Origin of the sequence: Rugamonas brunnea (assembly GCF_014042345.1) — a bacterium.
Lineage (GTDB): Bacteria > Pseudomonadota > Gammaproteobacteria > Burkholderiales > Burkholderiaceae_D > Rugamonas > Rugamonas brunnea.
On sequence record NZ_JACEZT010000004.1, the window covers coordinates 52,543 to 79,188 of the forward strand.

Below are 26,646 nucleotides of genomic sequence, written 5' to 3' on the forward strand. Positions count from 1 at the left end.
CGTCGTGGTCACGGCGGACTCCGGTAGTCGTTAGCCGGCCATTCTAACTGCGGCTGCCAATTGTTGCTGAGCGTGCCTCAGTTTGATCGGGGATGGAAATTCCGGAGCGCAACAACGCATATAATTCCCTCATGGCTGGACATCACAACACAGGGGACTTGGGCAACGGTGGCGTGGACGGGGGCGTGGCCCGTCGGCCGGCCCATGCGCGGCTGGCGGACCGCGTGCTGGCCCCGGTCCTGGGTGCGGCGCGGGGTTCGGCATGGGGCGCGGCACTGGGCCTGGCCCTGACGCTGGTTGCGGCCGGCGCGGCGGCGGCGCCGACGCAGGCATCGCTGGTGGTGCTGGTGGACACGGGGACGGAAATGCCGATGGCCGCGTTTCGCGACAACCAGCTGGTCGATGGCATGCACCGCGACCTGGGCTTGGCGCTGGCGGCCAGCCTGGGCCGGCAGGCCGTGTTCCTGGGCTTGCCCCGCAAGCGCATCGGGCTGGCGCTGGAGCAGGGCAAGGGCGACCTGATCTGCATGTACATTCCCGCTTGGTTGCCGGGCAATTTTCTCTGGAGCCAGCCATTCTTTCCGCTGCGCGAGGTGGTGGTCACCGACACGTCCGTGCCCCGGCCCGCCGGGCTGGCCGACCTGAAGGGGCAAGCGATCGCCACCGTCCTTGGTTACTTCCACCCGGAACTGGAGCGGCTGCTGGGCCCCGGTTTCGTGCGCGAAGATGGCCCGTCCAGCTCCGCCAATCTGCGCAAGATGGCCGTGGGCCGGCTGCACCATGTGGTCACCCAGCAAAGCACGCTCGACTATCACCAGAAGACCGGGCAACGGCTGTCCGTCTACCCACCGTTGCTGGTCAAGTCCTACCAGGGGCAATGCGCGGTGTCGCCGCGCGGGCAGGTCGGCGTGGCGGCCATCAACAAGGCCATCGCGCATATCGTCAACGACGGGGAAGTGGCGCGCATCGTGGCGCGTTATCAATAGCGGGTGGTGCCCTGCAAGGCGGGCGCGCCCATGCTAGACTCGTTGCCCGATTATCACCATTGCGAAAAGCTCATGTTGAAAAAACTCGTGCTGTTGCCACTGCTACTGGCGCCGTGGCTGGGCGCCGCGTCGGCCGCGCCGCTCAGCAAGACCGCCACCGGCACGGCGGCCTACGCGCTGGCCACCTACCGTGGCGCGCTGATCGATACGCTGGGCCAGCTGGTGCGTTACAACACGGTGGCCGATCCGGCCGTGCCGTTCGAACAGAATCCGCAGCAGCAGGCGTTCAAGCGCTATCTGCGGGGCGAAGCGCAACGGCTGGGGCTGGACTATCACGACTATGGCCATGTGATGGTGATCGGCCTGGGCAGTGGCAAGGAGCGGGTCGGCATCATCACGCACGGCGACGTGCAGCCGGTCGATCCGTCCAAGTGGGCCCGCTCGCCGTTCGATCTGGACCGCACCAGCGAGCCGGGCCGCCTGCTGGGCCGCGGCACCGAGGATGACAAGGGGCCGATCGCCACCGCGCTGTATGCGATGAAGGCCATCAAGGACCGCCAGGTTCACTTGAGCAAGCGGCTGGAGCTGTACGTGTACATGGCCGAGGAATCGGACTGGGCGCCGTTGCAGGCGTTCCTGAAGGACCACCCGCCGCCGCAGATGAACATCACGCTCGACTCCGAGTATCCGGCCGTGACGGCCGAAAAAGGGTGGGGTGCGCTCAAGATCAGCATGCCGGCCCAGCCCGCGCCGGCCGTGGATGGCCCCGTGCTGCAATCGTTCAAGGGCGGCTTTTTCGGCAGCCAGATACCGGAGGATGCCAGCGCCGTGATCGCCCACGCGACGCCGGCGCTGGAAGCGCAGATCCGCGCGCGCGGTGCCGCCCAGTCCGGCATGCACTACCAGTTCCAATGGCAGGATGATGCGCTGACGGTCACCGCGCGCGGCCTGTCGGCCCATTCGTCCAAGCCCGAGGCGGGCGTCAACGCCATTAGCATGCTGGCCGACGCGTTGCAGGTGCGTCCGTGGCAGGGCACGGCGCCGGCGGCCATGGTCAGCTTGCTCAACGAGCTGGTGGGCACCGGCCTGTACGGCGAACGCTTCGGCGCCATCGCCTACCGCGACCCGTTCATGGGGCCGATGACGGTGGCGCCCACCGTGCTCAAGCAGGACGAGGCGGGGCTGGAGCTGAACATCAACTTGCGCCGTCCGCGCGGCAAGAGCAAGGAAGAACTGGAAGCCCAGGTACGGCAAGCGTTCGATGGCTGGAAAGCGGCCCATCTGCCGCAAGCGACGTTGACGGCCGAGATCGGCGACCCGTGGCTGCAGGACAGCGCGCCCCAGCTCGATACGCTGCTGACCGTGTTCGGCCATTACACGGGCCAGCGCGATGCCCATCCGGTGGCCATCGGCGGCAGCACCAATTCGCGGCTGTTCCCGCACGCCGTCAGCTTCGGCCCGGCCATGCCGCACACGGTCTACACGGGCCACTCCGAGCACGAGTTCATCACGGAAAAGCAGCTGTTGCTGAACTTGCAGATGTACACGACGGCCATGGTGGAAATGGCGCGCTGAGCCACGCATCCGGCCTGCTGCGCGACGCGCGCGCCCGCACTGGGGCGCGCGTCGCCACGACTGTTTCCCCGTCATGGACAGCGCCATTTTTTTGCTTCCCCGCGCCAAATAAATGCTGCCAGCAGGCACGCCCTGATTTACCATAGGCAACGGTGATGCCCGTCCTGGGCGCACTTTCTTCCTCGTTAATGTTGATCAATCCGCCCGCCGCACCGTCCCCGGTCCGGCAAGGGGAACGTATGCGTCTGCCTGTCCTCCGTTTGCTTGCGTTGCGGCCTGTGTTGCCGCGTGTTTTGGCGCCTGTGTTGCCGCGTGCGTTGCAGCCTGTGTTGCGGCCTGTGCTGCTGTATATGCTGCCAGCCGTACTGAGCCTGTTCTGTGCGGGCACCGCGCGCGCCGTCGACAGTTTGCCCACGGATGGCGCCGCCATCGCGGGCGCGGCGGCATCGGTGCGCCATGGCGCGCTCTACCGCATCAGTCACGACGGCCATACGGGCTACCTGTACGGCACCATCCACGTCGGCCAGGGCGACGATACGCTGATGACGCCGGAAGCGGCGCATGCGCTGGCCACGGCCAGCAGCGTCGTGGTCGAACTCGACATTCGTTCCAACGATGCCTTCCAGGCGGCGCTGCGCCAGCATGGCATGTACGCGGACGGCGACAGCATCGTCCACCACATCTCGCCGGCCACCTTGCGCCAGCTGGTGCAGGCACTGGCACGCGCCGGCATGGCGCTGCATGAGGTGGAACGCTACAAGCCCTGGCTGATCGGCAACCTGCTGCAAGGCCTGGAACTGGACCGCAACGGCTACCGGCGCAGCGGCGCCGCCGAGTACGTGTTGCTGGCGGCGGCCAAGCAACAGGACAAGAGGGTGCGCGAACTGGAGAGCGCCGATTACCAGTTGGCCATCTTCGACACGCTCGACGCCGCGCAGCAGGAGCAGTATTTGCGCGAGAACCTGGCCGACCTCGAAGACGGCAAGGCGCTGCAACGCTCGCGCGACCTGATCGATGCCTGGCGCGCGGCCGACACGCCGCGCATCGACGCGGCGCTGCATGCGTTCACCGCCGGTTGCTCCGTCAACGCGACCTTCATGCAAACGACCTTGCTGGGCAAGCGCAATCCGGAAATGGCCAGCGCCATTGAACGCATCCTGCAGCAGGACCGCGTGGCCTTCGTCGGCGTGGGCCTGCTGCACCTGGCTGGCGACCAGGGCTTGCCGCAATTGCTCAAGCAACGCGGTTACGCCATCGAACAGTTGTACTAGGCGCGTCGCCTGGCCCCGGCCCGCGTGCGGGTGGCGCCGCGCGTTGTCAGTAGCGCTGCACGGTGCCGTTGCTGTAGCGGATACGGTCACCCACCTGGTAAGTGGGCATGGTATCCACCACGACCGTTTGTTCCGTGCCATCGTCGAGCTTGATTTTGACGCGGTAGACCTTGTCCGTGGGGGCGCCCATGGTGCCGCCCGCAGCTGCCGCGCCAACGGCGCCCACGCCCACGTCCTGGCGCATCACCTGGTCGATCGTCTGCACCACGCCGTAGGAAGTCTGCGCCGTGGCCGAGCTGCCGCCCGTTGCACTGGTGGCGGACGCGCCGCTGCCGGTGGTGGCGGCCGTGTTGCCGCTGCTGCTCATGTTGCCCGTCGTTTCGTTGCTGTTGCCATAGTTGCTGCCTGTGTTGTTGCCCGTGCTGCCCGTGCTGCCATAGCTGCTGCTGGTGCTGCCTTCCGTTGAGCTCATGCGGTTGCTGTCGGTGCTGCTGCAGGCAGCCAGCAGCACGCACACGGCGCCCATCCAGCGTATCGGTGATTTGTTGTTCATGCTGTTCTCCTTGTGGGGTGTCGACGCCCCGTGGTGCCGGGGCGGCATGGCAAGCCCGCCATTGCGATGGGCCGCCAACGTAAGAGTGGCCATGTCGTCATTCGTTCGGCGCGCAATCGTGCGTATTGAGCGGGATCAAATCCAAGGTTGGCCAGCTTGTATCTGGCACAAATGATTGTCTGAAAATCATCTTCATTCCCCCGGCGAAAGAGTTGATGCATCTCAAAAGAATGCCGTCGCGGACACGTGATAATCGCTGGGTAGCCATTCACAGGACATCCCAATGTTGACACGCGCGACAGATAATATTATTGAAGAATTAATTGATGCGACGTATGGCGACCCGGCGGACGTCCGCCAGCGGCATGTGTTCGCCCATGCCTTGCACGGGCTGGTGCGGCTGGCCAAATCGGAGCAGTTGCTGGATATGCGCCTGGACGTGGCGCGTGCCACGTCGCCCGTACCCGGCCACAGCAGCCGGCATCAGGCGCGCGCGTTGTTACGCAAGATCGGCATGGAACTGGCGCGCGACGCGGAGGGCGGCGCGGCTGGCCGGCCCGATACCCTGCACGGGGGGCTGGAAGACCGTTGAGGGTGTGCGGCCGGGTCAGCCGGCCAGCGGCGCCTTGCGGCGGCGCCACAGCAGCCACAGCACGCTGGCGGCCACCACGGCGGCCGTGCAATCAACCAGCCAGTCCGACACGGCCGCATGGCGGTAGGGGAAGAAACTCTGCACGGTCTCATCGAGCGCGCCCATGGCGGCGATGGTGAACACGGCCTTGGCGGCGCGCGCCGTGATTCCGCCCGTGCCACCCGTGAACAGCAGGAAGGTCAGGCCGGCGTAGGCACAGGAATGCAGCACCACGCCGGACGCCACTTCGCCGATATCGCTGCGCGCACCCGGAATCGAACCCAGCACCAGGATCAGCACGTAAAGGACGATGGCGCTCCAGTAGCGCAGGCGCGCGTGCGAGTCGGTCAGGAAAATCTGGTGGAGCAGGGCGGGCATGGGCTGGGCCTGGGAAAAATGATGGGAAAGATACCACGTCCCCGATGAAAAAAAAGCCCGCTGGTCAAAGCGGGCGCAAAAAACCCATGCGGGCCAAGAGAGGTGTGGCGGGCGCAGCCAGCGGCCTGCGCCTGGAATCCGGAGGTGGCGCGCCGGAACCGGTCCGGCGCGCCTGGCTGCAATCATGCGTATCGGTTGCATGTATTGCAGATGTGGCCAGTATAGGGAGGCAATATGACGCGGGCATGACAGCGCGCAACAAAAATCGGCGCGAAAAAAAAAGCCCGCTGATGAAAGCGGGCTTAAAACTATTTTCTTGGAGGAGAATAGTGGAGACAGGTGTAATTATGCTGCGATGCGTTATATATGTCTAATTGTCGTTTCGGATACCAGTCATGCCTTTGAGTTATATCTCCTCGGAAACACTCAATCCTTGACGGGAACGGTGTAATTCAGCGCCAGCCGGCCGCCATCGACGAACAGGGTCTGGCCCGTCATGTAGCTGGCGTCGTCGCTGGCCAGGAAGGCGGCGATGGACGCCACTTCCTCGGGTTCGCCGCAGCGGCCCATGGGCGTGCGCGACAGGATGGTGTGGCGCGCTTCCGGGCTGCCCAGCACGGCTTTCTTGGCCAGTTCGGTCAAAATGGTGCCGGGGCCGATGCCGTTCACGCGTACGCCGTGCGGCGCCAGGTTGAGCGCCATCACCTTGGTCAGCTGGTTGATGCCGCCCTTGGAAACGACGTAGGGCACCTGGTTGGGAATGGCCAGTTCCGAGTTGACGCTGGACATGTTGATGATGCAGCCACTGTGGCGCTTGACCATTTCGCGCGCCACGGCCTGTCCGCACAGGAACATGGATTTGAGATTGATGCGCAGCACGCGGTCGAAATCCTCCTCGGTCAGGTCGAGGAAGTCGGCGGCGTGGGTGACGCCGGCGTTGTTGACCAGGATGTCGATCTGGCCGAACGCGGCCAGGGTGGCGGCCACCAGCGCGTCCACGTCGGCTTTCTGGCTGACGTCGGCGGCGAAGAAGCGGGCCTGCGCACCCAGCGCGGCGGCCGCTTGGGCGCCGTCGGGCTTGATGTCGACCAGCATGACCTTGGCCCCTTCGGCCACCAGGCGTTGGGCGCACGCCAGGCCGATGCCTTGGGTGGCGCCAGTCACAATCGCAACTTTGTTTGTCAGTTTCATTGGGCTCGTTTCCATGCTGAAGGTTGAGGGCGCTTGTGGCGCCCGGACGGGGAGGGTGTAGCGGATTTTACTCCACCGTGGCGGCCGTTTTCGCGCGGGCTGCGGGTGGCCGCGTTACAATTGAGGGTTTGCAATCGAATAAAGGGCCCTGTCGTGAATTTCATCAATAAATTATCCGCCGCCTGGACGGCCAACGACTCCCTGCTGTGCGTGGGCCTCGATCCCGACATGGCCAAACTGCCGGCCCAGTTCCAGTCTGCGCCGGACGGCATCTACCAGTTCTGCCGCGAGATTATCGACGCCACCGCCGACCTGGCCTGCTCGTTCAAGCCGCAGATCGCCTACTTCGCGGCGCTGGGCGCCGAGCAGCAACTGGAACAGATCTGCGCCTATGCGCGCGCCAACTATCCGCACATTCCGCTGATCCTGGACGCCAAGCGGGGCGACATCGGCGCCACCGCGCGCCAGTACGCGCGCGAAGCGTTCGACCGCTACGGCGCCGACGCCGTCACCGTCAATCCCTACATGGGTTCCGATTCGGTCGAGCCTTACATGGAGTGGAGCGAGCGTGGCGTCATCATCCTGTGCCGCACCTCCAACCCGGGCGGCTCGGACCTGCAATTTTTGAACGTGGACGGCAAACCGCTGTACCAGCATGTGGCGCGCCTGGTGGCCGAAAAGTGGAACAGCAACGGCCAGTGCGCGCTGGTGGTGGGCGCCACGTTCCCGGAGGAACTGGCCCAGGTGCGCGCCATCGTTGGCGACATGCCGCTGCTGGTGCCGGGTATCGGCGCACAGGGCGGCGATATCGCGGCCACCGTGCGTTCGGGCCGTACGGCCAGCGGCCACGGCATGATGATCAATTCCTCGCGCGCGATCCTGTACGCACCGCAGCAGGCCGGTGAGGATTTCGCCGCCGCCGCCCGCCGCGTGGCGCTGGAAACGCGCGACGCCATCAATCAGTACCGCGCCGGCTGAGGCGTATCTCCAGGGGCAGACCCCGGCGCCAAGGCGGGGAGTCTGACCCTCTGCGCTGCGCCGAAGGTCAGTAGCGCGCCGGCGCCACCATCTCCGCGTAGTCGTACAACTCGCCCAGGATGTGCTCGCCGCGCTCGTCGGCCGTTTCCTGCAACTGGTCGATCTCGGTGAACAACTGGTCCACCGTGCGGGCGCCGGCTTCGCCATCGAACAGGCGGGCCGCGCGGTGTTGTTCCCAGTGCTCCATTTCCGCCGCCGACAGCGTCTCGGGGAAGTTGCGGGCGCGGTAGCGGAACAGCAGTTCGGTCAGCCGCGCGTCGTCGAACACGGGCGACAGCGTGGCCAGTCGGGCCGGGCTTTCCTTGCGCAGCGATTCGAGCAGGCGGCGGTCGCCCGTGCCCACGAAGCCGTTGTACAAATCCTCGTCCACGTCCAGCGCGGGCACGCCGGGCCGGTGGAATACCTCGGCCCAGATGGCCGCCATGTCCGGCGCTGCCGCCGCCAGCGCGGCGTTGGCGCGGCATTGCTCGACGTCGATGCCCCAGCGCGCGGCCATGGCCGGCGACAGCGTTTTCAGGTTGGACACCAGCATCGGCGATTTGTTCAGGTGGATGCTCTTGATCGGCAGGCGCGTCATGCCTTCCGGCAGCGCGTCGGCCTTGCTGAACAGGCGCAGCCGTATCGTGTCGGCGTCCAGCTTGGCCAGCTCGCGCGGGTCGTAGCTGCAATCCCACACGATCACTTCATTCTTGTTGGTCGGATGGACGCCCAGTGGCCAGACGATGCCCAGGCAGCCGCGTTCGGCCGGGAACATGCCCGATACGTGCAGGAACGGCGCGCGCAGCGCGGGCGCCAGGTGCATGCCGATCTCGTCGGCCACGCGGTCCTTCTTGTGCAGCGCGAAGCAGAAGTCGAACAGCTTCGGTTGCTTCTGCTTGATCAGGCGGGCCAGCGCGATGGTGGCGCGCACGTCCGACAGCGCGTCGTGCGCGGCCTCGTGCAGCAGGCCGTTGGCGGCGGCCAGGTGTTCCAGGCGGAAGCTGGGCTTGCCGTCCTCGCGCGTTGGCCATTCGATGCCTTCCGGGCGCAGCGCATAGGTCATGCGCACCACGTCCAGCAAGTCCCAGCGGCCGCACTGGTTCTGCCATTCGCGCGCGTAGGGATCGATCAGGTTGCGCCAGAACATGAAGCGCGTGATCTCATCATCAAAACGGATGGTGTTGTAGCCCACGCCCACCGTGCCCGGCTTGGAGAATGCCTGCTCGATGGTGGCCGCGAACTGGTGCTCCGGCACGCCCCATTCCAGGCACTGCTGCGGCGTGATGCCGGTGATCAGGCACGATTGCGGGTCGGGCAGGAAATCGTTGGCCGGCTTGCAGTACAGCATGATCGGCTCGCCGATCTCGTTCAGGTCGGCGTCGGTGCGGATGGCGGCGAACTGGGCGGGGCGGTCGCGGCGCGCCTGCGCGCCGAAGGTTTCATAGTCGTGCCAGAGGAAAGTGTGGGAAGTCATAGAATTGTCAAAAATACTGCAGTTTTCTGGCCGCGGGCCGATAGTATAAGGTGGGAGACCAGGCCGAGTCCGTGCGCGCCCCGGCAGCGCCGCACACAACTGGTTTGCCCCGGGGCTGGCGGCATGGCCGCTGGCCGCGCGCTGAGCAAGTTTGTCCAATATGCTGGGGCAAGGAGCACCATCATGTCAAATCACGTTTCCGTCAACGCCACCGTGGCGGCGCCGAGCGCGCCAGTGAACGTGGCGGCCAGCCAGCAGACGGGCGAGGCCGGACCGGCGCCGGCCGCCCAGGCCAAGCTGCAGTTGAATGCCTCCATCGTGCAGGCCTCGCTGACGGTGTCGATCGGCGCCCAGGACGATCCGCTGGCGTTGCTGCTGAAGTCGGCGCTGACCGGCATCAACGAAGCGTTGCGCGGGCAGTTCGGCGAGAACGCGATCCAGAACGCCATGTCGCAGGACAATACGCCGGAGGGCACGGCGGGGCGCATCGTGTCGCTGTCCACGGCGTTCTATGGCGCTTACCAGAAGCAGCATGCGGGCGAAGACCCGGAGCAGATGCTGAGCAATTTCATGGCTACCATCAAGGGCGGAATGGAGCAGGGCTTCAAGGAGGCGCGCGATATTCTTACCGGCCTGAACGTGCTGAACGGCGACATCGCCGGCAACGTGGACAAGACCTACGAACTGGTGCAGAAGGGCTACGCGGACTTCGAGGCGGCGCAGCGCAAGGCGGCCAGCGTCGCTGCATCGCCGGCTCCCGCGGATGCCGCATCCGCAGCGGGCACAGCTGGAGCAGGCATCTCTGCGCCAGCCACCTCCACGCCCGCCACGCCGGCAGCGGTGGCGGTTACTCACACGGCGTCCGTGTCGGCCCAGGCCTCGGTGGTGGCCACGCCGGCGGCCGGCGGCCGCGCGTGAACTGTCAGGCCGGCTGTTCTTGCAGGGCCACGCGGTTGCGGCCCGCTTCCTTGGCGCGGTAGAGGGCCGCGTCGGCCGCTGCGATCAACGCGTGCTCGTCCTGTTGCGGCTGCAGGCTGGCCACGCCCAGCGAGGCCGTGATGTGGGGCAGCGGCAGGCGCATGTCGCCGAACACGACGGCTTGCCGCATCCGTTCGCACAGCCGCTCGGCCACGGCCGCCGCCACCTTGTCGCTGGTGTCGGGCAGCAGCACCATCATTTCCTCGCCGCCGTAGCGCACGGCGCAATCGGTCGGGCGCAGTGCGCCGCTCAGCACCTGGGCCGCCGTGCGCAGCGCCTGGTCGCCGGCCAGGTGGCCGTGGCTGTCGTTGAATTTCTTGAAGTGGTCTAGGTCGATCATGATCAGCGCCAGCGGCGTGCCGGCGCCGTGTGCCGTGGCCACCATGGTGGGCAGCACATCGTTGAGCCAGGCCCGGTTGTACAGGCCCGTGAGGCCGTCGATCATCGACAGCTGGCGGTAGAACTCGCCCAGCTTCTGGCGCCGGCGCAACTGGGCGTTGGCGGCGCGGATGCGGAACGACAGCAAGCGCAGCAGGTTGCGCGCCAGCGCGTTCGACTCGTCGATCAGTTGCCACACGAGGTCGGCCTCGATCACCAGCAGGTCGCTCTGTTCGAGCGCGGTGATCGACGCCAGGTTGGCTTCCTCGTCCAGCACCGATTGCTCGCCCACGCTTTCGCCCGGCAGCACCTTGCTGACGGTGCCGTCGGCCATGCCGGTGCGGGTGTCGGCCGCCACGGCCAGCGCACCGCTCAGCACGATGTAGAGCCGGGCCTGTTGGCCGTGCGCCACGGGTTGGCCCGCCTCCACCCGCATGACGGCGCAGCCGGCCAGGCGGCGGGCGATGGCGGGCGCGTCATCGGAGCCGCGGAACAGTTGCAGTTCGCTGAGCTGATGGCCGGACGCGCCAAAGGTGCTGATGTGTTTCACGATCGTCTTTCAGGGGAACGCGGCTGCCAACATGCAAGCCTGGGCATGATCATAACGCAAACAAAGTTGTCACGGCACCTAAGACCGACACCGGGGTCAGGTCATGCTTCCGCGCATTTTGCGCGAAGGCATGACCTGACCCCGGTTTGAAGGGGGCTTTTGACCTTGGTGTGCGGCCGTGTTTCAATAGCGCCATTCTTCGCTACCGGGACACTCGGATGAGCTTCATCGACGCCATCGGCCAGCACCATGTGGCCGCGCCGCAGGCCCGCATCGTATCGCTGGTACCTTCCATCACGGAATTGTTGTGCGACCTGGGCCTGGCCGGCCAGATCGTGGGCCGCACGGGCTTTTGCATCCACCCGGCCGAGGTGGTGCAAGCCATCCCCAAGATCGGCGGCACCAAGGACGTCAACCTGGACAAGATCCGCAAGCTGGCGCCCACCCACCTGGTGGTCAACATCGACGAGAACGAAAAGCCCACGGTCGATGCGCTGGCCGCGTTCGTGCCCCACATCGTCGTCACCCATCCGAACCAGCCCTACGACAACGTGGCACTGGCGCGCCTGATGGGCGGCATCTTCTGCGCGGAGGAGCGGGCGCAAGCGTGGTGCGCGGCGTTCGAGGACGAATACCAGGCCTTGCGCGCAGAGCGGGCGGCGGCGCCCGCGCGCCCGCAAACGATGTTGTATTGCATCTGGCAAGACCCGTGGATGAGCGTGTCGCGCGACACCTACATCGCCAACATGCTGGCCGAGATAGGCTGGCAGGTGCCGGACCTGGGCGCGGACCGTTATCCGCGTTTTGCCTGGACGCCGGAATTGCTGGCCGCCATCGATGGCGTGCTGTTGTCGAGTGAACCGTACCGCTTCACGGAAGCCCATTGCGATGCGCTGGAACGCCAGATCGGCAAGCCGGTGCTACTGGTCGATGGGGAAATGATGTCGTGGTATGGCAGCCGGTCGCTGCAGGGATTGCGCTATTTGCGCCAGCTGGCGCAGCGCTGACGGCGCGCCGCGCAGGGCGGCGGGCCGTCCAGGCTATATCAATCAGCCGTTTCGGTGGCGCTGTCCGGGGTGGACGCGCGCAGTTTGGCGTCGTTCAGGCGGCCCAGGGCGCTGTCGATGGCGCGCTTGAGCTTGTCGGCGGAGCCGCCGATGGCCTGGTGCAGCGTGGCTGCGTGGTCGCTCACGGCGATCGGCTGGTAGCCGGTCACGCGCGCTTCCATCAGGCAGCGGTTGTCGCCGTCGGCCGACTTTTGGCCCTTGTTGTCGCTGAGGTGGACTTCGACGCGGCTGATATGCTCGCCAAACCGGTTGAGGGCGGCGCTGACGACAGATTGCACATGTTCGTCCAGGCCTGCATGACGTTCGATGGTTTTATCGGTGTTGATATTGATCTGCATATGCTTACTCCCGGTTATACAAGAAGGCAGGGTCAAAGCATCGCGCTTCGAGGCCGGCGCCCATGGCGCGGCCGGTGTGCACCCAAACCTGGTGGCCTCATCGCCTTGCACACGGTTTTATCTTACTCCTTTTCGGCAACGGCGAAAGCCATGCCAGATCATGTCCCTACGCGATGCTTGGGTATTCCTCAGGTGTTGATAATGCCCGCTGCAATATTGATCGACAGCCCCAATATGACCAGGTTGAAGAAGAAGCTGAGCACCGACTGGCCCAGCACCAGCTTGCGCATCAGCGGCGCGCGCACCGTCACGTCCGAGGTTTGCGCGGCCACCGCGATGGTGAACGAGAAGTACAGGAAGTCCCAGTAATCGGGCTGCTGTTCGCCGTCCGGGAAGGCCAGCGGCGGGGCGCCGGGCTCGGTGTAGTACAGGTGGGCGTAGTGGAAGGTGAACAGGGTGCCCACCAGGAACCACGAGCCGAGCAGGGTGAGCACGGCCAGGCCGTAGTGCCAGGCCCGCTCGTCGGCAGCCACGTCCTTTAGTGTCGACAGCTGCGACACGATGGCCGCCAGGCTGGCCAGCGCGGCCACGCACAGGGTGGACAGGATCACGGGCGAGCGCTCGTCCTGGCGGGCGGCGATCCGTTTGACCACCGCGTGGTCGGCGCGCATCATCATCCAGGCCATGGTCACCAGGTAGCCCCAGGTGCCCGCGTTCCACGCCACCAGCAGGCGCGTCAGCCACGACCAGGCGTCGGGCAGGAACGGCGCCACCACGGCGCCGAGTGCGATGGCTCCGATCAGGTGCGGGCGGCTGCGGACGAAACCGCGCAGCGGCAGCCGGAGACGTCTTGTCATGGGGCGAGCGTGGTGGCCGTCATCACGGCTGGTTGATGTCGGCTTCGCTGGTGAACGCGTCCGCGTAGAACTCGTCGGCCGGCAGCTTGCACTGGGCCACGAAATCCTGGCGGGCCGTGTCGACCATGATGGGTGCGCCGCAGGCATATACCTGGTGGCCGGACAGGTCGGGCAGGTCGGCCATCACGGCCTGGTGCACGAAGCCGGTGCGGCCCTGCCAGTTGTCCTCGGCCAGCGCGTTCGACACCACCGGCACGTACTGGAAGTTGGGCAGCTCGGCGGCCCACTTGCGGCACAGCGTATCCATGTACAGGTCCTGCGGGCGGCGGCCGCCCCAGTACAAGGTCATGGAACGCTGCGAGCCCTGCTGCACCAGGTGTTCGACGATGGCCTTGATGGGCGCAAAGCCCGTGCCCGAGGCCAGCAGCACCATCGGCTTGTCGCTGTCGTCGCGCACGAAAAAGGTGCCCAGCGGGCCTTCGAAGCGCAGGATGTCGCGCTCCTTGAGCGTGGTGAACACCTGCTCGGTGAACAGGCCGCCCGGCATGTGGCGGATGTGCAGCGCCAGTGGTTGTTCCGAGTCCGGCGCCGTGGCCACGCTGTAGCTGCGGCGCTTGCCGTCGCGCAGCATGAATTCGATATACTGGCCGGCCCGGTACTTGAGCTTCTCGTTGGCCGGCAGTTGCAGCGTCATCACGATCACGTCCGGCGCCACTTTTTCGAGCGTGCTCACGCGCGAGGGCATTTTCTTGACCGGGTACTCGCTGCTGCCTTCCACTTCGCGCGCCTCGATCACCAGGTCGCTGTGGGCGGTGGCGCAGCAGAACAGCGACCAGCCCGCGCTTTCTTCTTCCGGCGTCAGCGCTTTCTGCTGGTGGGCCTTGTGGCTGACCGTGCCCGACACGACCTTGCCCTTGCACGAGCTGCAGGCGCCGTTCTTGCAGCCGTAGGGAATGCCGACCCCGGCGCGCATGGCGGCCGTCAGGACGGTTTCGTCTTCCTCACAGGTGAATTGATGGCCGCTGGGCTGTACAGTAATTTGAAACGTCATACAATCTTTCTTATGAAAAAAACCGTTATTCGAAAATTCCACCGTCCGCGCCTGCTGATCATTGGCTGCGGCGATGTGGGCATGCGCTTGCTGCCCTTGTTGCGGACACAGTTCCGTGTGTTCGCCGTCACCAGCCAGCCGGCCCGCTGCGCCGAATTGCGCGCGCTTGGCGCGGTGCCCGTGGTGGCCGATCTGGACCAGCCCGCCACGCTGCGTCGCCTGCAAGGCCTGGCGCCTTACGTGGTGCACCTGGCGCCACCGCAGTCCGACGGCGCGCGCGATTTGCGCACCCGGCATTTGACCGCCATTCTACCTGAGGGTGGGCGCCTGGTTTACGTCAGTACCAGCGGCGTGTATGGCGATTGCGGCGGCGCGATGATAGACGAGAGCCGGCCGGTGGCGCCGCGCAACGGGCGTGCCCTGCGCCGGGTGGATGCCGAGCAGGTGCTGCGGGCCTGGGCCGTGCGCCGCAAGGCGGTGCTGTCCATCCTGCGCGTGCCCGGCATCTACGCGGGCGACCGGTTGCCGCTCAAGCGCCTGCGCGAAGGCACGCCGGCGCTGATCGAGGCCGATGACGTGTACACCAACCATATCCACGCCGACGACCTGGCCCGCATCGTGGCGCGCGCGCTGCTGCGGGGGCAGGCGAACCGGGTCTACCACGCGGTCGACGACAGCGACATGAAGATGGGCCAGTACTTCGACCTGGTGGCCGATGCCCATGGGCTGGCGCGCGCACCGCGCCTGCCGCGCGCGGAGCTGGAGCGGGTGGTCACGCCAACGCTGCTGTCGTTCATGTCCGAATCGCGGCGCATGCGTAACACGCGGCTCAAGCAGGAGCTGGGCATGCGCCTGCGCTATCCGACGGTGGCCGACGCGCTGGGCGGCGGTTGTGGTTGCCAGTGCGGTTGCGCCGGTTGACGCGTCGCGTATCCCTCACGCCACATTTTTTGATTTTTTATCAATGGACGCCGGGTACTATTGGTAGAATCGCGTGCAAAAATGAAAGGTTGTCATTCGGAAAATCTTCCGGACAACCTTTCCCACGTTGATCCATCCAGAACAAAGGCAACCATGTTGATTTCTTCTTCCAGCCGCAAGGGCGCGCGCTGGACCACTTTCGCCTGCGCGGGCGTGATGCTGGCGCTGGCCGGCTGCGGCGGCAGCGATCCGTCCGCCCCCGCGTCCACCCAGGCGGCGCTGATCGTGCCGGCGGGCGACAACGTTGTGCTGCAGTGGGAGCAGGCCCACCTCCAGGCGATCCGCACCGTCAAGCTGGGGCCGCCGATCTCGGCGCGCGGGCTGGCCATGGTGTCGACCGCCATGTACGACGCCTGGGCCGCCTACGATGCGCGCGCCAACGGCACGCGCTACGGCGACACGCTGCGGCGCCCGGCCAGCGAGCGCACCGACAGTTACAAAGCCAAGGCGATCAGCTACGCGGCGCTGGAAACGCTGCTCGACATCTATCCCAGCCAGAAGAGCAGCCTGGAGGCGCTGATGGTCAAGCTCGGTTACGACCCCGCCGTGCGCTCGTCCGACCCTGCCACGCCGGAAGGCATAGGCCACCTGGTGGCCCAGGCGTTGCTGGCTTACCGCCACGTGGACGGCGCCAACCAGTTGGGCGAGCTGGCGCCGCCCGGCCCCGGCGGCAATCCGGTGCCGTACGCGGATTACACCGGTTATGTGCCGGTCAACCCGGCCATGACGGTGGCGGTGGCCACGCCGCTGTCGGCCATGCCGCACCCGGAGGCCTGGCAACCGCTGAGCTATCCGAACCTGGCGGGCGCCACCGTCACGCCAGCCTACATCGCGCCGCACTGGGGCAAGGTGCTCGGTTTCGCGCTGACCCGCAGCGACCAGTTGCGGCCCGCCCCGCCACCAGCGTTCGGCAGCGCCGACTATGTGGCGCAAGTGCAGGAAATCATCGACCTGACGGCCGCCCTGGACGACCGCCAGAAAAGCATGGCTGACTACTGGGCCGACGGCCCCAATTCGGAACAGCCGCCCGGCCACTGGCATTTGTTCGCCCAGCTGGTGTCGGCCCGCGACAAGCACACGCTCGATGACGACGCCAAGATGTATTTCGCGCTGTCGAATGCCATGTTCGACGCCGGCATCGGCACTTGGGAAGCGAAGCGCTACTACAACACCTCGCGTCCGATCACGGCCGTGCGCTACCTGTTCAATGGCAAGCGTATCCGTGGCTGGGGCGGCCCGGGCCTGGACAATGTGGACATGGATGGCGCAGCCTGGATCCCGTTCCAGCCCAGCACCTTCCCGGTGCCGCCGTTCGCGGAATATGTGAGCGGCCACAGCGCGTTCAGCGCGGCGGCGGCCGAGGTGCTGCGCCGCTACACGGGCGCCGACACGTTCAGCGCCAGCGTCACGGTGCCGGCGCACAGCCTCAAGGCGGAACCGGCCTCGCCGGCGGCGGACGTGGTGCTGGCATGGCGCACCTTCTCGGAAGCGGCCGATGAGGCCGGCATGTCGCGCCGCTACGGCGGCATTCATTTCCGCGCCGGTGACGAGGCGGGCCGCCAGCTGGGGCGCAGCGCCGGCGCGCAAGCCTATCTGAAGGCGGCGTCGTTCTGGCAGGGGGATGCGCGGCCCTGATGGCGGTGCTGCGCGGTGACGGGCGTTGAGGGCGGCCCCGGCCCGGCACGGGCCGGCCGCCCGGATGGCTCAGCGCTTCTTCTGTACGCGCTGCTGGTGCAGGCGCTGCTGTTGTTTTTGCTGCGTCTGCGTTTTTTTCTGGCGGGCGTCGTACAGGGCCACGGCTTCCTTCTTGGCCTGCGCGAACGTGCGCAGTTCGGGCTGGTCGTCGTGGGTGACGAAATAATCGGCGGCCTGGGCGTCCATCACCAGCTTGATGGCGGCGTCGTCGGCCATGTCATACAGCTCGGTGAGCAGGGTGGTGACTTCATCGAGGAATTCTTCGTAGGTCATGGCGGTCATCTTTTGCGTCGGTTGCGTTCGTGGGCAGGGCCGTCATTCTAGCGCAACGCCGGCCGTGGGCCGCGGCCAGGCTGCAAGTTACGTGTAAGCTTAATCCGACACACTTGTAAGACGAGTTGCATGATGTGCATCAACCAGGCGGCTCTATGATACGATATCGTGAGCAAAATCGTCGTGGCGGCTGCGGAAATCGCTTAGCTGGCCGTTAACGATACTATCGCCAGCGCAAGCCGGTGGTGACCGTGAAGGAGCGCGACATGCCTACCTCTCTGCATCCGACCAAGGAACAGGTCCGGGCTTATATGCATTTGCGCGAATTCGACCGCCGTCCCCCTCCCACCCCGGATGAGATCCGCCGCCAGCTGGGCTGGTATGGCGAGTCCCACTGTGGCGTCCCCTCCACAGGCCAAGGCCTGTTCCTCCCGGGCACAATCGCCCAGCTGGCCACGCTGTTGGCCGTCGAATGGTGTTTCCTAGCAGCAGGTTTCAGCCGCAAACGCTAAGGTTTTTTACTTATTTCGCAAGGAAAATGTTCCTACCACAAGAAATAGGCGTAAAATCTCTCTAAATCTCACAGAAATGTCTGATGAGTTAGCCTTACGTTAACGGAAGCGTGCATTATCCCGGTTGTGCGCCGTATGCCAGTAGGAAAACTGGCGTCCGGGGCCGCGAGCGGGGAAATGTAGCTGCATATTTTTTATTTGAGTGTCGTTTTCTTACCAAGAGACGGCCGGAAACCTAGTGAACATCATGTCTATCAAAGAAATCACCGCATCGCCTACGTACAACCCGAACCGTGTGCTGGATGCCATCATTGAGAAACTGCAACTGAAAAATGATGCGGCACTGTCGCGCGCGCTGGAAGTCGCTCCACCCGTGATCAGCAAGATCCGCCACAACACGCTGCCGATCGGCGCGACCATCCTGATCCGCATGCACGAGATCAGCGATTTCAGCATCCGTGAACTGCGTGAGCTGATGGCTGCCTAAGCAGCCATTGCCTGGGGCGTCAGCGCAGCCTGACGCCCTTGCTCGTCTGTGCGCCAGGCCCGGCGGGCCTGCCATGACGGCGCCGTCCGGCGTACCGTCTTCTCCGCGCTTCTTTTGTCCTGCCGCCCTCGCGCGTGGCGCGGCGTGCGCGTCTTCCCCGGCCTTGCGGCCAGCCTCGTTCCCTTCCTTGTACCGTCAAGCCGTGGTGCTGATGGTCGTGCCTATCTTCTGGCCCTGGGTGTTGACCGCCGGTGCGGGAGGTGGTGGCGGAGGCGGCGCCGCGACCTGCTCGGCGGCCGGCTTTTGCGCCGGCTTGGGCGGCGGTGCGGGCGGCGCCTGGACGGCGGCGCTGCTGCTGGTGGTGACGGCGTTGACGCTCATGATGCCCTCCACGAAAGAATGAAAAATGCCGGCGGCCCTTGCGAACCCCGGCATCATGGTCTGGCCGCTGGCGGCCGTGCCGCCAGTACGTGCGCTTAGGTGTCCATTATGCGCTCAGGCGTGGCCGCACCGTGTACATGCTGTCGGGCTGGGCCGCGACCGCCGCGCCGGAGTAGGCTGTCTGCTGTTCTGCCTGTAATCCAGAATAGGCCATTTTGTTGGCGTTCGCATCAGAAATCGCGGCACCGGAGTGGGCCACCGTTTGCGCGCCCGAGTACGCCGTTTCCTTGGCCTGCCTGGTGGCTGCGCCGGAATAGGCGGTCTGCGCGCCCGAGTAAGCCGTTTGCTGAGCTTGCCGGGTGGCGGCGCCCGAATAGGCCACCGTTTGCGCCCCCGAGTAGGCCGTTTCCCTGGCCTGTTTGGTGGCCGCGCCCGAGTAGGCGACAGCCTGTGCGCCCGAGTAAGCCGTCTGCTTGGCCTGCTGGGTGGCGGCGCCCGAATAGGCGACCGTCTGGGCGCCGGAATAGGCCGTTTCCCCGGCCTGCCTGGTGGCCGCGCCAGAGTAGGCCGTTTCCGCGCCGCCCGCCTGCACCGCCGCGCCCGAGTAGGCCGGACGGGCGCTGCGGTCGTAGCTCTCGCCGAAGGTCGCTTCATACAGCTCGCGCATGCGCTCGCCCACGCGGTGGTGCACTTGCTCGTCGTCCTCGCCGCGCAGGCCGATGTAGGGGAAGTGGTGCAGGAAATAGCCGAACACGGCTTCGCAGTCGGCTGCGTATTTCATCGTGTCCAGGATGTGGTAGTGCCAGAAAATATCCACGTCCATCAGCGGCGCCGTTTGCTCATGCGGGAAGGTCTTCATCAGGTACAGGAAGCGGCGGTACTCGAACTCGACCGCATTGACCTGCTCCAGCGACCATCCTTCGCCGGACTCTTCATGCATCAGTTTGACCTTGATCGGTTCCAGGTCCAGGTCGGCGATTGCTTGAAAGCTGTCATGTGAAATCATGGATGAATTCCCTTTGCCTTGAGTGAGTTGAAAACGAAGTGGGTGGCGCGGCGCGCTCCGCCGGAAGCGGTGGCCTGGTCGCCGGCCGTTGATGCAGTGTTGCCCGGGCCGCGCTGCTACGGAGGTCGGGTAGCAGTTAGTTGATGCATATCAACATCACCAGTATATTCGGCGCACCACCGATTGCAACGTGAAATTTAAAAAATTGTCGGTAATCGGCACTATGAGAATGGCTTGCAAAATGACAGTAAGTCGCGGCCCGTGACGCCGCCGCGTTGCGGTCCCGGAACGGCTGTGGCGAGCGCGTCAGGAGGGGAAATTGTTGCCCATGGAAAAGATCCCCTTATTGATATTTCTCAATGAACTGGCAGGTTTTTCATGCCGCCAGCACCCGGCCGTCCTGCGCCTGGGTATCTGCCCGCTCGCCCAGCGGCACCACCACGGTCACCGTGGTGCCCGTGCCGTGCTCGCCGGCGCCGATGGTGCAGTGGCCGCCCAGCAGGCCGATGCGCTCCTCGATGCCGACCAGGCCAAACGAGCCGGGCTTGTTGCGTACCGTGGGCGCGATGCCGACGCCGTTGTCGCTGACGGTCATGGTCAGCACGCCGTCGCGCTGGCGCAGCGCCACCCGCACGGCGCTGGCGCGCGCATGCTGCAGAACGTTGCTGAGTGACTCTTGTAGCACGCGGAACAAAGCGGTGGCGCACAGGTCGTCGACGGCGATCTCGTCCCCGACGTCGAGCTCGCACGCCAGCCCGCCATGCCGGCGGAACTGCGCGATCTGCCATTCGACGGCCGCGTTCAAGCCCAGGTCCAGCACGGCCGGGCGCAGGTCGTTGATGATGTGGCGCACGCTGCGGATGGTGCGGTCGATCTGGCCCAGCGTGGTGCGCGCGCGCGCATGCAGGCGCGGGTGGCGCTGGCGCGTGCGCGCGGCCAGCAGGTCGGCCTCGATGCGCAGCACCAGCAGGTTCTGGCCCAGGTCGTCGTGGATCTCGCGCGCGATGCGCTTGCGTTCCTGTTCCTTGATGCGGTCGGCGTGCGCGACCAGGCGGCGCAACTGGTAATGCGAGCGTTGCAGGCTGGCCTGGCTGTCGCGCAGTTCGCGTGTCATCCCCTTGGCCATGCGCACGGCTTGCCGGCGCGACGTGGCCAGCGTGTGGAACAGCAGGTACAGCAGCAGCGTGACCAGGCCGCCCATGCCCAGCGCCAGCCACGGCAGGTAGCGGTCCACCCGCGAGTGCCAGGCTGCCTTGGGCGCGCTGAATTGCGCCTGCCACAGGCGGCCGCCGCATTCGACCGTCAGCGTAGTGGTGAAGGCGTCGCCTGCCGGCCCGCCACGGGCGCCGCCCGCCGGGCTGGAGAACAACAGCTGGTCGGGCGCCGTGCGCGGACGCGGCTCGTACAGTGCGCCGTCGTCGTACAGCGCCAGGCGCAGGTCGTGGCCGCCGATTTCGTCGAGCGCCGCCTGCACCAGCCGGCGCACGCTGAAGCCGATGCCGACTGAGCCGAGGTAGGCGGCGCGCCGCTGCGAGACGCTGTCGAGTACCGCGTCCTGGCGGTAGACGGGCAGGCGCAGGGCCAGTTTGGCGTGGCCCGGCTGGCCGGGCACGGTGATCAGCTGGCCGGAGGTGGCCGGCGCGCCCGTGTCCCGCGCCAATGCCAGCGTCGCGGCCACGGCCGGACGGGCGGCGATGTCGAGGCCCAGCTTGTCGCCGTACTGCTCGACCGGTTCGATCAGCGTGATGATGGTGTAGTCGGGGCGCCGGCCCGGCGGTTCGACGGCGAACGCCGGATAGCCGTCGTGCGCGCTGGCGCTGGCGCGCACGGCCCGTTCGAAGCGTGCGCGCTGGCCATCGCCCACGTAGCGGGCGAAGTTGATGTTGTCGATGGTGGCGAATTCCTGCGGCAGGTTCAGGCCGTTGACGTAACGGTGGAAGCTGGCGCGGTCCACCCCGTCTGTCGCCTGGAAGAAGCTGGCCGCGCCGCGCAGCACGTCCGTATAGGCCCGCACCCGCGCCGCGATGGCATACTGGGCGTTGCGGGTCTGGTTCTGGAAGCGCAGGTGCGCATCATGCTCGATCGACAGTGCCGTGACGACATACAGCGCCAGTCCCACGCCCAGCGACAACAGCGCGCCTGTCCACCACACGGAAGCCGCATGGGAAAGCCAATTCTTGTACGCGGGAATGGTGGGCATGAGGGTGGTCGCCGGACAGTTCCTGGTGGTGGGAAGCGAGGCCGGGGCGTGGCGGCCTGGTCGGCGGGGAAATGTTGCTTGATTTATAAACCCGTTTTACAGTCGCGTCAAGTTGTTTGTCAAATTGCTATTTGTCCTATGCAAAATGGCGCACGCTTTGCTGTCGCGCGCGCAAAAAAAAACCGCCCGAAGGCGGTTTTCCGGGCGGGCGTCCGCTTACTTGGCGACCCAGCTGTCTTTCAGCGTGACGATGCGGTTGAACACCGGCTTGCCAGGCGTGGAATCGACGCGGTCGGCCACGAAGTAGCCATGGCGCTCGAACTGGAAGCGCTGGTCGGGTTGGGCCGCCTTCATGCCAGGCTCCAGGTAGGCCGTGATCACTTCCTTGGCGTTCGGATTGAGCGCCTGCATGAAGTCCTTGCCGCCGCCGTCCGGCTGCGGGTCGGTGAACAGGCGGTCGTACAGGCGCACTTCGGCTTCCAGCGCGGTGGCGGCCGACACCCAGTGGATGTTGCCCTTGACCTTGTAGTTGTCGGAACCGGGCGTGCCCGATTTGCTGTCGGGGAAGTAGTTGACGTGGACGGCGATCACTTTGCCGTTCTCGTCCTTGTCATAGCCCGTGCATTCGGTCACATAGCCGTGGCGCAGGCGCACGCGGCTGCCCGGCGCGTCGCCGATCGGCGGGTAGTAGCGGAAGTAACCCTTGCTCGGCGTTTCCATGAAGTCTTCTTCCTCGATCCACAGTTCACGCGTGATGGGGAAGGTGCGCACGCCCATTTCCGGATGGTGCGGGTGCACGGGCGAGCTGCAGTCTTCGCTGGCGCCGGCGTCGAAGTTGTCGATGATCAGCTTGAGCGGGCGCAGCACGGCCGTGGCGCGCGGCGCTTTCGGGTCCAGGTCTTCGCGCAGGCAGCCTTCGAGCGTGCTCATGTCGATCCAGCCGTCGGACTTGGTCACGCCGATGCGTTCGCAGAACAACTGGATCGCTTCGGGCGTGTAGCCGCGGCGGCGCAGGCCGACGATGGTGGGCATGCGCGGATCATCCCAGCCGTCGACGATCTTCTCGTCGACCAGCTGGCGCAGCTTGCGCTTGCTGGTGATCACGTAGGTCAGGTTCAGGCGTGAGAATTCGTACTGGCGCGGCACCGGTTGCTTGAAGAAGCCGCCTTCGGCAAGCGTCGCCAGCAGCCAGTCGTAGAACGGGCGGTGGTCCTGGAATTCCAGCGTGCAGATCGAATGGGTGATCTGTTCCAGCGCGTCCGAGATCGGGTGCGTGTAGTCGTACATCGGGTAGATGCACCAGGCGTCGCCCGTGCGCACGTGGTGGGCGTGGCGGATGCGGTAGATGGCCGGGTCGCGCATGTTCATGTTGGGCGAGGCCATCGCGTCTTCGCTGGTCTTGGCGCGCAGGATGTGGGCGCCGTCGGGGAATTTACCGGCGCGCATGTCGCGGAACAGTTGCAGCGATTCCTCGCGCGGGCGGTCGCGGAATGGCGAGTTCTTGCCCGGCGTGCTGAAGTTGCCGCGGTTGGCCGCCATGTCCTCGGCGCTCTGGCTGTCTACGTAGGCGTGGCCCGAGGTGATCAGGTATTCGGCCATCGCGTACAGCTGCTCGAAGTAGTCGCTGGCGTAGTGCAGGTGGTGCTCGGTGCCGTTCGGGCCTTCATGGTCCCAATTGAAGCCCAGCCACTTGACGCTGTCGATGATGGTGTCGACGTATTCCTGTTCTTCTTTTTCGGGATTGGTGTCGTCAAAGCGCAAATGGCAGCGGCCCTGGTAGTCGCGCGCCAGGCCGAAATTCAGGCAGATCGATTTGGCGTGGCCCACGTGCAGGTAGCCGTTCGGCTCGGGCGGGAAACGGGTGATCACGGACGGCAGGCCGTCGCGCACATGGGTGCCGGCCGCCAGGTCCGATTCGACGATGGCGCGCAGGAAGTTGGAGGCCAGTGCCGGCGCGGTGCTGTTTTTATCGTTGCTCATCTGAAAAGTTGCTTTGCAAAGTGTCGAGTAGCGGGCATTTTACCGTATCGCTCCCGCGTGGAGCGGGATTTGCTGCGGCGCGCCATCGAAATGGAAGAATAGACAAGATTGTGACGGCGATGACGCTCGCGCGGCCGCGTTTTGCGTGCCGATGGCGGTGGGTTGCTGCCCGTATGCCAGCCAAAGCGGGGCCAAAGCGGGACGGCGGCACCCGATCTATAGGATAATTCGTCTTTAATGTTTATGGCATTCGGCCCGGAGAATTTCCTAATGGAAAATTTATACAATGTGCTCGGTGTCGCGCCCAACGCCACGGACGATGAAATCAAGAAGGTCTACCGCTCGCTGGCGATGCGTTACCACCCCGACCGCAACCAGGCGCCCGGTGCGGAAGTGCGGTTCAAGAGCATCACCAAGGCGTATGAAATCCTGTCCGACCCGGTCAAGCGCGAAGAGTACAACCAGAGCGTGAACCACCGCATCATCATTGACCCGGAGGCGGAGGCTTACCAGTTGTGGCGCTCGGTCTTCGGCCTGCACGGCACCACGTTGCCGGCGGCCTGACGCCACCCCGGGCCGCCCGCGCGGCGCCCCGTTTCAATCCGATCAGCAGTACAGAACGAAAGTAATCATGAGAAAAGTACACCCTGAATTTGCCTATCAGTCGCGCGAACTGGGCGGCCAGATCGAAGGCATTCTGGGCGATCCGCCCGATCACAAGAACTACAAGAACATGGTCGACGCCCTGGTGTCCGAATACGCCAGCGGCGGCGGCATCGAGGATGTGAACATGCTGGCCTTCGCGCTGGTCGATCACATCGAGTTTTCCAACCCCAAGGGCTTGCTGGCCGAGGCGGAAGACTATGAATTCGGCGACCCGTCGCGCGTGTTCGCCATGGCTTCCTGCCAGGGCGAGGAGCCGGCCAGGATGTACGCGGCGCTGGAAGAAAGCTTCCCCGACCTGGCGCGCCAGGCCATCATTACCGCCTTCCTGTACAAGAACCCGCGCAAGTGGGACGACGACGACCAGTCGCTGGACCAGCTGTCGGCCAACGACGACGGCGACGACGAGTACGAGGAAGACCAGGCGAGCGACGACTTCGCCCAAATGTTCGATCAGGAAGGAGAGTGACCATGTCGGAAAAAAGCAATCTGCCCGCGCTGCGCAAGCAGGTGACGGAACTGGTGCTGGCCGGCTCGCTGGGCCACGCCGAGCAAGCGTTTGCCGACGCGGCCGACCAGCACGGCGACCTGGCCGTGGTGGAGGTGCTGCAGGACCTGCCGCCGCAGGTGACGGCGCTGCACATGGCCGGTTTTGACGGCGGCAAGATGTCGCTGGCCACTTTGCTGGTGCCGCCCAAGGCCTGGGCCGACAGCCTGGCCTTCTTCGCCGCCACCTGGCCCGATGATCTGATCGAGGACGATCCCGAGCGCATCGCCGAGTCGCTGTTCGCGCACGTGCACGGCGTGGTGTTCGCCAACGACGACGAGGACCGCCGCAACGCGCTGCTGGCGGAAGCCTCGGCCACCGACTGGGGTTCGACCGTGTTCGCCATCCTGTTCTCGATGGCGCCCAAGGAAATCCTGGAAGTGGCCGGCGAGATCATCTCCAAGGGCCCTTACCTGACGGGCCAGACCTCGTCCGACAACGACGTGGTGCCGCTGGCCGTGGCGCTGGCGCAGGCCTCCGAGGATGGCTGGGACCGCGCGCTGTTCGAGCTGTTCCCCGAATTCCGCCACAGCGCCGACCTGGCCGACGCCGAGTTCAGCGACGATCCGGACGAGGAGCCCAAGCACTTGCAGCGTTCGACCAAGGAACTGCTGTACCGCTTGCGCAAGCAGGTGCCGTCCACGCGCAGCGCGCCCAAGCCCGGCGCTCGCCGCAGCATGGGCACCAACATTTTCTCGTGATGGAAGTCCGATAGATGTTGCCTGCAATCGTAGTAGAAACCCTGCCGCGCCTGACGCGCGCCATCAAGCTGCTGGCGACGGATTCCCGTCCCGACGCCGCCGTCAACCTGGCCGACGAGCTGACCGGCATCACGGCCATGGTGGCCGAAAAGTTCACCAACGACCGCACCGCCGATGGTATCCAGAAGGCGCTGCAGTTGACGGTGGGCGGCGTGTCGCTGGGCCTGGAGAGCGTGCTGCTGGCCGAGAGCGACGAGGCCGCGCTGGACTTCCTCGTCGAGCACGGCGCCGAACATGCGTTCCAGGCCGGCTTCCGTCTGATCCGCGAACTGGCCGCGCTGCCCGAGGATGCGCTGGTGGGCGAGTACGACCAGGACCCGGTGTATGCGCAGCGCCGGCTGCGTGAACTGTTCATCGACATCTGCCAGGCCGACCCGAACCAGAACTGGTCCGGCTATGAGCGTTACGCCCAGCAGCTCAAGCAGCGCAAGGAGGTGCAGGCCATCGTGCGGCTGGCGTCCTGGCTGCGTCGCCACAACAGCGAAGGCCCGGTCAGCGATGCCGACCTCAATGCGGAAGGCGTGATCGCGCTGGCCATCATCTTCGCCGTCGAAGGCGGGGGCAGGGTGGTGGCGCGCACCGGGCAGAAGGAGTTCGAGCGCTTCGTCAAGTCGGTGCGCAAGAACAAGCCGGACTTCGAAGAAGGCTGGGCGGCGCTGGTGGCCGCCGTGCCGGCCCAGCACCATCCGGTGCTGCTCGACCGCATCGACAGCTACCGCAACACCTGCACGGTGCTGCAGCATATCCGTGGCCGCACGGCCATGAAGACGCTGTTCTCGGAACTGGAAAACTACGCCGGCTCCGAGCTCGATGCCGATTACGCCTGATCGACTTTTTCAGATCAGGTCGTATCGCTAAACCAGGG

At 65.5% G+C, this 26,646-nt stretch carries 29 protein-coding genes; 16 read left to right on the forward strand and 13 right to left on the reverse strand.

All coding sequences use genetic code 11. The features are described 5' to 3' along the window. The first annotated feature begins 131 nt into the window (after positions 1-131). The 3 genes from H3H37_RS07665 (at position 132) to H3H37_RS07675 (ending at position 3,832) form a co-directional block, all read left to right on the forward strand. Positions 132-986: a substrate-binding periplasmic protein gene (locus H3H37_RS07665; protein ID WP_182161103.1), complete on the forward strand. Its 855-nt coding sequence runs from the start codon at positions 132-134 to the stop codon at positions 984-986. Positions 987-1,058: 72 nt separating this feature from the next. Then, entirely contained in the window at positions 1,059-2,561 is a 1,503-nt protein-coding gene (locus H3H37_RS07670) for a dipeptidase (RefSeq protein ID WP_182161105.1), read from the forward strand. Between the two features lie 350 nt (positions 2,562-2,911). Further along, positions 2,912-3,832, forward strand: coding sequence for a TraB/GumN family protein (locus H3H37_RS07675; RefSeq protein WP_182161107.1), 921 nt, complete (start codon positions 2,912-2,914; stop codon positions 3,830-3,832). Between the two features lie 46 nt (positions 3,833-3,878). Here H3H37_RS07675 and H3H37_RS07680 read toward each other — a convergent pair whose 3' ends face one another. Next, complete coding sequence (locus H3H37_RS07680) at positions 3,879-4,385, reverse strand: hypothetical protein (protein ID WP_229218724.1); 507 nt, start codon at positions 4,383-4,385, stop codon at positions 3,879-3,881. A gap of 283 nt (positions 4,386-4,668) precedes the next feature. On the opposite strand from H3H37_RS07680, the gene H3H37_RS07685 reads away from it, so the two are divergent. Further along, on the forward strand, positions 4,669-4,977 hold the full coding sequence (locus H3H37_RS07685; RefSeq protein ID WP_182161109.1) for a hypothetical protein: 309 nt from the start codon (positions 4,669-4,671) through the stop codon (positions 4,975-4,977). A gap of 15 nt (positions 4,978-4,992) precedes the next feature. Here H3H37_RS07685 and H3H37_RS07690 read toward each other — a convergent pair whose 3' ends face one another. Then, positions 4,993-5,394, reverse strand: a complete 402-nt coding sequence (locus H3H37_RS07690) for a VanZ family protein (RefSeq protein ID WP_182161111.1) — start codon at positions 5,392-5,394, stop codon at positions 4,993-4,995. A gap of 44 nt (positions 5,395-5,438) precedes the next feature. Between H3H37_RS07690 and H3H37_RS07695 the strand changes: the two genes are divergently transcribed. Then, positions 5,439-5,768: a hypothetical protein gene (locus H3H37_RS07695; protein ID WP_182161113.1), complete on the forward strand. Its 330-nt coding sequence runs from the start codon at positions 5,439-5,441 to the stop codon at positions 5,766-5,768. Positions 5,769-5,820: 52 nt separating this feature from the next. Here the strand turns inward: H3H37_RS07695 and H3H37_RS07700 are convergent, their stop codons facing one another. Then, positions 5,821-6,585: an SDR family NAD(P)-dependent oxidoreductase gene (locus H3H37_RS07700; protein ID WP_182161115.1), complete on the reverse strand. Its 765-nt coding sequence runs from the start codon at positions 6,583-6,585 to the stop codon at positions 5,821-5,823. 153 nt (positions 6,586-6,738) lie between these two features. On the opposite strand from H3H37_RS07700, the gene pyrF reads away from it, so the two are divergent. Beyond that, on the forward strand, positions 6,739-7,563 hold the full coding sequence (gene pyrF, locus H3H37_RS07705; protein ID WP_182161117.1) for an orotidine-5'-phosphate decarboxylase: 825 nt from the start codon (positions 6,739-6,741) through the stop codon (positions 7,561-7,563). A 67-nt stretch (positions 7,564-7,630) separates the two neighbouring features. Here the strand turns inward: pyrF and sbcB are convergent, their stop codons facing one another. Further along, a complete protein-coding gene (gene sbcB, locus H3H37_RS07710) occupies positions 7,631-9,076 on the reverse strand; it encodes an exodeoxyribonuclease I (protein WP_182161119.1) in 1,446 nt (481 codons plus the stop codon). A gap of 183 nt (positions 9,077-9,259) precedes the next feature. Here sbcB and H3H37_RS07715 point away from each other — a divergent pair, with 183 nt between their 5' ends. Further along, a complete protein-coding gene (locus H3H37_RS07715; RefSeq protein WP_182161121.1) occupies positions 9,260-9,994 on the forward strand; it encodes a DUF5610 domain-containing protein in 735 nt (244 codons plus the stop codon). A gap of 4 nt (positions 9,995-9,998) precedes the next feature. Here the strand turns inward: H3H37_RS07715 and H3H37_RS07720 are convergent, their stop codons facing one another. Continuing rightward, positions 9,999-10,982 carry a GGDEF domain-containing protein gene (locus tag H3H37_RS07720; protein ID WP_182161123.1) on the reverse strand — a complete coding sequence of 328 codons (984 nt, stop codon included), beginning with the start codon at positions 10,980-10,982 and terminating at the stop codon, positions 9,999-10,001. Positions 10,983-11,200: 218 nt separating this feature from the next. On the opposite strand from H3H37_RS07720, the gene H3H37_RS07725 reads away from it, so the two are divergent. Next, on the forward strand, positions 11,201-11,989 hold the full coding sequence (locus H3H37_RS07725; RefSeq protein ID WP_182161126.1) for a helical backbone metal receptor: 789 nt from the start codon (positions 11,201-11,203) through the stop codon (positions 11,987-11,989). 38 nt (positions 11,990-12,027) lie between these two features. On the opposite strand, the gene H3H37_RS07730 is transcribed toward H3H37_RS07725, so the two are convergent. The 3 genes from H3H37_RS07730 to H3H37_RS07740 form a co-directional block, all read right to left on the reverse strand. Then, positions 12,028-12,387, reverse strand: coding sequence for an HPF/RaiA family ribosome-associated protein (locus tag H3H37_RS07730; RefSeq protein WP_182161128.1), 360 nt, complete (start codon positions 12,385-12,387; stop codon positions 12,028-12,030). A gap of 188 nt (positions 12,388-12,575) precedes the next feature. After that, the gene (locus H3H37_RS07735) at positions 12,576-13,244 is read right to left on the reverse strand and encodes a DUF1345 domain-containing protein (RefSeq protein ID WP_182161130.1); all 669 of its coding nucleotides are present in this window, start codon (positions 13,242-13,244) and stop codon (positions 12,576-12,578) included. Positions 13,245-13,266: 22 nt separating this feature from the next. Beyond that, positions 13,267-14,295 carry a CDP-6-deoxy-delta-3,4-glucoseen reductase gene (locus H3H37_RS07740; RefSeq protein ID WP_182161132.1) on the reverse strand — a complete coding sequence of 343 codons (1,029 nt, stop codon included), beginning with the start codon at positions 14,293-14,295 and terminating at the stop codon, positions 13,267-13,269. Between the two features lie 12 nt (positions 14,296-14,307). On the opposite strand from H3H37_RS07740, the gene H3H37_RS07745 reads away from it, so the two are divergent. Continuing rightward, positions 14,308-15,216: an SDR family oxidoreductase gene (locus tag H3H37_RS07745; protein ID WP_182161134.1), complete on the forward strand. Its 909-nt coding sequence runs from the start codon at positions 14,308-14,310 to the stop codon at positions 15,214-15,216. A 153-nt stretch (positions 15,217-15,369) separates the two neighbouring features. Beyond that, the gene (locus tag H3H37_RS07750; protein ID WP_182161136.1) at positions 15,370-16,911 is read left to right on the forward strand and encodes a vanadium-dependent haloperoxidase; all 1,542 of its coding nucleotides are present in this window, start codon (positions 15,370-15,372) and stop codon (positions 16,909-16,911) included. 69 nt (positions 16,912-16,980) lie between these two features. Here H3H37_RS07750 and H3H37_RS07755 read toward each other — a convergent pair whose 3' ends face one another. After that, positions 16,981-17,244 (reverse strand): hypothetical protein, encoded by a 264-nt coding sequence (locus tag H3H37_RS07755; protein ID WP_182161138.1) that lies wholly within the window; start codon positions 17,242-17,244, stop codon positions 16,981-16,983. Between the two features lie 266 nt (positions 17,245-17,510). Here H3H37_RS07755 and H3H37_RS07760 point away from each other — a divergent pair, with 266 nt between their 5' ends. After that, positions 17,511-17,756, forward strand: coding sequence for a hypothetical protein (locus H3H37_RS07760; RefSeq protein WP_182161140.1), 246 nt, complete (start codon positions 17,511-17,513; stop codon positions 17,754-17,756). A gap of 247 nt (positions 17,757-18,003) precedes the next feature. Then, positions 18,004-18,243: a hypothetical protein gene (locus H3H37_RS07765; RefSeq protein WP_008445950.1), complete on the forward strand. Its 240-nt coding sequence runs from the start codon at positions 18,004-18,006 to the stop codon at positions 18,241-18,243. 195 nt (positions 18,244-18,438) lie between these two features. Here H3H37_RS07765 and H3H37_RS07770 read toward each other — a convergent pair whose 3' ends face one another. The 4 genes from H3H37_RS07770 to H3H37_RS07785 form a co-directional block, all read right to left on the reverse strand. Next, on the reverse strand, positions 18,439-18,624 hold the full coding sequence (locus tag H3H37_RS07770) for a hypothetical protein (protein ID WP_182161142.1): 186 nt from the start codon (positions 18,622-18,624) through the stop codon (positions 18,439-18,441). Positions 18,625-18,730: 106 nt separating this feature from the next. Further along, positions 18,731-19,630 carry a UCP032817 domain-containing protein gene (locus tag H3H37_RS07775; protein ID WP_182161144.1) on the reverse strand — a complete coding sequence of 300 codons (900 nt, stop codon included), beginning with the start codon at positions 19,628-19,630 and terminating at the stop codon, positions 18,731-18,733. 376 nt (positions 19,631-20,006) lie between these two features. Beyond that, on the reverse strand, positions 20,007-21,830 hold the full coding sequence (locus H3H37_RS07780) for a CHASE domain-containing protein (RefSeq protein WP_182161146.1): 1,824 nt from the start codon (positions 21,828-21,830) through the stop codon (positions 20,007-20,009). Between the two features lie 216 nt (positions 21,831-22,046). Then, on the reverse strand, positions 22,047-23,810 hold the full coding sequence (locus tag H3H37_RS07785) for a glutamine--tRNA ligase/YqeY domain fusion protein (protein ID WP_182161148.1): 1,764 nt from the start codon (positions 23,808-23,810) through the stop codon (positions 22,047-22,049). Between the two features lie 270 nt (positions 23,811-24,080). Here H3H37_RS07785 and H3H37_RS07790 point away from each other — a divergent pair, with 270 nt between their 5' ends. The 4 genes from H3H37_RS07790 (at position 24,081) to H3H37_RS07805 (ending at position 26,608) form a co-directional block, all read left to right on the forward strand. After that, positions 24,081-24,374, forward strand: coding sequence for a DnaJ domain-containing protein (locus H3H37_RS07790; RefSeq protein WP_182161150.1), 294 nt, complete (start codon positions 24,081-24,083; stop codon positions 24,372-24,374). A gap of 67 nt (positions 24,375-24,441) precedes the next feature. Next, positions 24,442-24,942, forward strand: coding sequence for a hypothetical protein (locus H3H37_RS07795; RefSeq protein WP_182161152.1), 501 nt, complete (start codon positions 24,442-24,444; stop codon positions 24,940-24,942). Positions 24,943-24,944: 2 nt separating this feature from the next. Then, positions 24,945-25,721, forward strand: a complete 777-nt coding sequence (locus H3H37_RS07800; RefSeq protein WP_182161154.1) for a hypothetical protein — start codon at positions 24,945-24,947, stop codon at positions 25,719-25,721. A gap of 14 nt (positions 25,722-25,735) precedes the next feature. Next, positions 25,736-26,608 (forward strand): hypothetical protein, encoded by an 873-nt coding sequence (locus H3H37_RS07805; protein WP_182161155.1) that lies wholly within the window; start codon positions 25,736-25,738, stop codon positions 26,606-26,608. Positions 26,609-26,646: the final 38 nt, after the last annotated feature.

Bases quoted from the DNA above. Each gene is read 5' to 3' on its own strand.
- H3H37_RS07680 (WP_229218724.1), bottom strand. From the start codon at position 4,385: ATGAACAACAAATCACCGATACGCTGGATGGGCGCCGTGTGCGTGCTG.
- H3H37_RS07670 (WP_182161105.1), top strand. From the start codon at position 1,059: ATGTTGAAAAAACTCGTGCTGTTGCCACTGCTACTGGCGCCGTGGCTG.
- H3H37_RS07805 (WP_182161155.1), top strand. From the start codon at position 25,736: ATGTTGCCTGCAATCGTAGTAGAAACCCTGCCGCGCCTGACGCGCGCC.
- H3H37_RS07790 (WP_182161150.1), top strand. From the start codon at position 24,081: ATGGAAAATTTATACAATGTGCTCGGTGTCGCGCCCAACGCCACGGAC.
- H3H37_RS07745 (WP_182161134.1), top strand. From the start codon at position 14,308: ATGAAAAAAACCGTTATTCGAAAATTCCACCGTCCGCGCCTGCTGATC.
- H3H37_RS07770 (WP_182161142.1), bottom strand. From the start codon at position 18,624: ATGAGCGTCAACGCCGTCACCACCAGCAGCAGCGCCGCCGTCCAGGCG.
- H3H37_RS07800 (WP_182161154.1), top strand. From the start codon at position 24,945: ATGTCGGAAAAAAGCAATCTGCCCGCGCTGCGCAAGCAGGTGACGGAA.
- H3H37_RS07735 (WP_182161130.1), bottom strand. From the start codon at position 13,244: ATGACAAGACGTCTCCGGCTGCCGCTGCGCGGTTTCGTCCGCAGCCGC.
- H3H37_RS07780 (WP_182161146.1), bottom strand. From the start codon at position 21,830: ATGCCCACCATTCCCGCGTACAAGAATTGGCTTTCCCATGCGGCTTCC.
- H3H37_RS07725 (WP_182161126.1), top strand. From the start codon at position 11,201: ATGAGCTTCATCGACGCCATCGGCCAGCACCATGTGGCCGCGCCGCAG.
- H3H37_RS07730 (WP_182161128.1), bottom strand. From the start codon at position 12,387: ATGCAGATCAATATCAACACCGATAAAACCATCGAACGTCATGCAGGC.
- H3H37_RS07765 (WP_008445950.1), top strand. From the start codon at position 18,004: ATGTCTATCAAAGAAATCACCGCATCGCCTACGTACAACCCGAACCGT.
- H3H37_RS07750 (WP_182161136.1), top strand. From the start codon at position 15,370: ATGTTGATTTCTTCTTCCAGCCGCAAGGGCGCGCGCTGGACCACTTTC.
- H3H37_RS07665 (WP_182161103.1), top strand. From the start codon at position 132: ATGGCTGGACATCACAACACAGGGGACTTGGGCAACGGTGGCGTGGAC.
- H3H37_RS07715 (WP_182161121.1), top strand. From the start codon at position 9,260: ATGTCAAATCACGTTTCCGTCAACGCCACCGTGGCGGCGCCGAGCGCG.
- sbcB (WP_182161119.1), bottom strand. From the start codon at position 9,076: ATGACTTCCCACACTTTCCTCTGGCACGACTATGAAACCTTCGGCGCG.
- H3H37_RS07700 (WP_182161115.1), bottom strand. From the start codon at position 6,585: ATGAAACTGACAAACAAAGTTGCGATTGTGACTGGCGCCACCCAAGGC.
- H3H37_RS07685 (WP_182161109.1), top strand. From the start codon at position 4,669: ATGTTGACACGCGCGACAGATAATATTATTGAAGAATTAATTGATGCG.
- H3H37_RS07785 (WP_182161148.1), bottom strand. From the start codon at position 23,810: ATGAGCAACGATAAAAACAGCACCGCGCCGGCACTGGCCTCCAACTTC.
- H3H37_RS07775 (WP_182161144.1), bottom strand. From the start codon at position 19,630: ATGATTTCACATGACAGCTTTCAAGCAATCGCCGACCTGGACCTGGAA.
- H3H37_RS07695 (WP_182161113.1), top strand. From the start codon at position 5,439: ATGAAAAAAAAGCCCGCTGGTCAAAGCGGGCGCAAAAAACCCATGCGG.
- H3H37_RS07795 (WP_182161152.1), top strand. From the start codon at position 24,442: ATGAGAAAAGTACACCCTGAATTTGCCTATCAGTCGCGCGAACTGGGC.
- H3H37_RS07675 (WP_182161107.1), top strand. From the start codon at position 2,912: ATGCTGCCAGCCGTACTGAGCCTGTTCTGTGCGGGCACCGCGCGCGCC.
- H3H37_RS07760 (WP_182161140.1), top strand. From the start codon at position 17,511: ATGCCTACCTCTCTGCATCCGACCAAGGAACAGGTCCGGGCTTATATG.
- H3H37_RS07690 (WP_182161111.1), bottom strand. From the start codon at position 5,394: ATGCCCGCCCTGCTCCACCAGATTTTCCTGACCGACTCGCACGCGCGC.
- H3H37_RS07755 (WP_182161138.1), bottom strand. From the start codon at position 17,244: ATGACCTACGAAGAATTCCTCGATGAAGTCACCACCCTGCTCACCGAG.
- H3H37_RS07740 (WP_182161132.1), bottom strand. From the start codon at position 14,295: ATGACGTTTCAAATTACTGTACAGCCCAGCGGCCATCAATTCACCTGT.